Consider the following 2,976-nt stretch of genomic DNA (forward strand, 5'->3'; position numbering starts at 1 on the left):
CTTACCTTGGTAGGCAAAGCTTGATAATCGTCACTTTTAGATACCTGGTGATAAAGTTCAGTAAAATTTAATTTCTTTTGCTCGGAAAAGAAATATTGACGATAATAATAATTGGCTAAATTAAACAGATTTTTAGACAAAAAAGCCTTGTGGTCAATTTCAGACCAAAAAGGATGATTTTTTGATATGACATGACGTTCAACTAGCTTCATACCTTAATTGTAGCTGATAGGGACTCAATAGATGGACAAGGGAAAAAAACTTACTCATTTTAGTTTTATAGCTATAGTTATGAGTAAGTTTGATGAACTTTAGATAAGTTTTCCCTTTCTGTATTTACCCCCAAAAATACTAGCCAAGATTGCTCAAAGTGTGGGGAAACAGTTCCCAAAGAATTAAACATACGAACTCATTCTTGTCCACATTGCGGCATAGTAATAGACCGCGACTTAAATGCGGCGATAAATATAAAAAATAGGGCGACAGGGCATTTCGTCCTTAAAGCTCGTGGAGCCCGATGCAATGGCAGGGCAGCGAAACGAGAAGCCTACACTAAGCTGGCGCTATAGTGTGGGAGTATGTCAGATGTAGCATCTTATTGTGATTCAAGGGAAATCTTTAATGCAAATTACCAATACGATTCATTTCCGAAACCTAAAAGGAGATATTTTTGGTGGCTTGACTGCTGCAGTGGTGGCCTTACCAATGGCACTCGCTTTCGGCATTGCTTCTGGAGCTGGTGCTGCTGCAGGGTTATGGGGAGCAATCTTAGTCGGATTTTTTGCCGCTTTATTTGGTGGTACTCCTAGTCTGATTTCTGAACCCACCGGACCTATGACTGTCATTGTCACTGCTGTGATTGCCGAATTAATGGCCGCCAATCCTGAAAGTGGTCTGGCAATGGCCTTTACTGTAGTAATGATGGCGGGTATCTTTCAAATCCTATTTGGAGTCCTGCGATTGGGGAAGTATATTACAATGCTTCCTTACAACGTCATTTCGGGTTTTATGACAGGAATTGGCGTGATTCTGATTTTTTTGCAAATTGCTCCGTTTATCGGTCAAGAAACTCCCTCTGGTGGAGTAATTGGCGTGATTAAGGCTTTCCCTAATTTGATTGCCAATATTAATCAATGGGAAACGTTGTTAGGGTTAATTACTCTAGGAATTTTGTTCTTTTGTCCTGCTAAACTTAAAAAGTTAGTTCCTCCCCAACTGGTAGCTTTGGTAATTGGTACAGCGATTTCTTTTATTTTCTTTGGAAACATTGAAATTCGGACGATCGCTACAATTGGAGAAATTACCCCCGGTTTGCCACAACTGCAAATGCCTACATTTACCGCTGAAAATTTACGGTTAATGTTTGTGAATGCCATGGTTTTGGGTATGGTGGGTTCTATTGATTGCCTATTAACTTGTTTGGTTTCAGATAGTTTGACGAGAACTGAACATAAATCGAATAAGGAATTAATCAGTCAAGGGGTGGCGAATTTAATTACAGGTTTATGCGGTGGAATTGCTGGATCTGGAGCCACAACGGCAACTGTAGTTAGTATCCAAGCCGGGGGACGTACCGCTTTATCTGGGATTAGTCGTGCTTTAGCTCTATTGATTGTTGTGTTATGGGCGGCACCTTTAACTTCCGGAATTCCTCTAGCTGTATTAGCAGGAATTGTCTTAAAGGTGGGAATTGATATTATTGATTGGGGTTTCCTCAAACGGGTTCACAAAATTTCTTGGAAGGCTGCCGGAATTGTTTATAGTGTGGTACTACTCACGGTATTTGTGGATTTAATGGTGGCAGTTGCGGTGGGAGTTTTTATCGCGAATATTTTAACCATTGAACGTCTCGAAGAAATGCAATCTAATTCTGTCAAAGCTATTACTGATGCAGACGATAAAATCGTAATGACTGACGAAGAAAAGGAAATTTTGGAATTGGCAAATGGCCGAGTTTTGCTGTTTCATTTGAGCGGGCCAATGATTTTTGGAGTAGCCAAAGCGATTTCCAGAGAACATGGTGCCATTAGTAATTATGATGTATTGATTGTCGATTTGAGTGAAGTTCCAATTCTGGGGGTAACTTCTTCTTTGGCGATTGAAAATGCCATTCAAGAGGCGATTGATGCTGGACGAAATATAATTATGGTTGGAGCAACTGGAAAGGTAAAACGTAGGTTAGAAAATCTGGGAATTGCTGGCTTAATTCCAGAGAATTACTGGATGGGCGATCGCCTGACTGCACTTAAAGAAGGTTTACAAATAGTCAAGCAAAAAGAAAGCTCTGGCTATGAAGATATCCCAAAATCTGCTTTTCCCAGTTCTTGACATACTCCCGCTTGAGTTGCCTAAATTTGTTACTAATCTAAAATCTGTAAGCAGTAGGAGACTTAGAACGGAGTTTCCAGAACAAATCAACAAAGCTTATTTCAAAGCTGTTTTTTGGAGTGAATCATACTTTATTGCTAGCTGTGGTGGTGTAAGTGTTTCAGTGCTAAAAAAATACATAGACAATCAGGACGAACCTCGTAGATAACGCCCGGCTTTCCCATGGGACGCTCCCCTGCCGGAGAGGACGGGACTTCCCGCCTGGGAAGTTAAATTGGGGCTTACTGATTAAATATCAAAGCATTTACAGATAAAGGTTTTAGCTTTTTAGAACTGGAAAAATTACCTAGTTTTCAACTCTTTATGCTAAAAAAGGAGCGCATTTTGGGCGCATAGTTGAGCATAAAAATTACTCCCCTACTCCCCTACTCATTAAAAAAGACTTTTTCAGCAAACCCTAATTGTAGCTAATAGGGACTCAATGGATAGAAAACTGAACAAACTTACTCATTCTAGTTTTATAGCTATAGTTATGAGTAAGTTTTCGCTTTCTGTGTTTACCGAATTATTAGTTATTAATAATTAATAATTAAATAATTCTGGTTTAAAGCCTCCCCTTGGATAGGGAAAAAAAGTGCTAGGATATTT

At 39.5% G+C, this 2,976-nt stretch carries 1 protein-coding gene and 3 pseudogenes; 3 read left to right on the top strand and 1 reads right to left on the bottom strand.

Annotated elements, in window-relative coordinates; translation table 11 throughout:
- A pseudogene (locus tag AFK68_RS03810) lies at positions 1 to 212 on the bottom strand (RNA-guided endonuclease TnpB family protein); the annotation flags it as partial.
- 132 nt (positions 213 to 344) lie between these two features.
- Between AFK68_RS03810 and AFK68_RS03815 the strand changes: the two are divergent.
- The 3 genes and pseudogenes from AFK68_RS03815 to AFK68_RS03825 all read left to right on the top strand — a co-directional run.
- Positions 345 to 569: pseudogene (locus tag AFK68_RS03815) on the top strand (zinc ribbon domain-containing protein); the annotation flags it as partial.
- 52 nt (positions 570 to 621) lie between these two features.
- Positions 622 to 2,328, top strand: coding sequence for a SulP family inorganic anion transporter (locus AFK68_RS03820; protein WP_094671663.1), 1,707 nt, complete (start codon positions 622 to 624; stop codon positions 2,326 to 2,328).
- 10 nt (positions 2,329 to 2,338) lie between these two features.
- Positions 2,339 to 2,536, top strand: a pseudogene (locus AFK68_RS03825) (transposase); the annotation flags it as partial.
- Positions 2,537 to 2,976 lie beyond the last annotated feature (440 nt).

This window comes from Hydrocoleum sp. CS-953 (assembly GCF_002260545.1).
In the GTDB taxonomy this organism is placed as follows: Bacteria; Cyanobacteriota; Cyanobacteriia; order Cyanobacteriales; family Microcoleaceae; genus Trichodesmium.

What these genes read in the sequence shown, in the direction of transcription:
- AFK68_RS03820 (WP_094671663.1), top strand. Translation starts at nt 622, where the DNA reads ATGCAAATTACCAATACGATTCATTTCCGAAACCTAAAAGGAGATATT.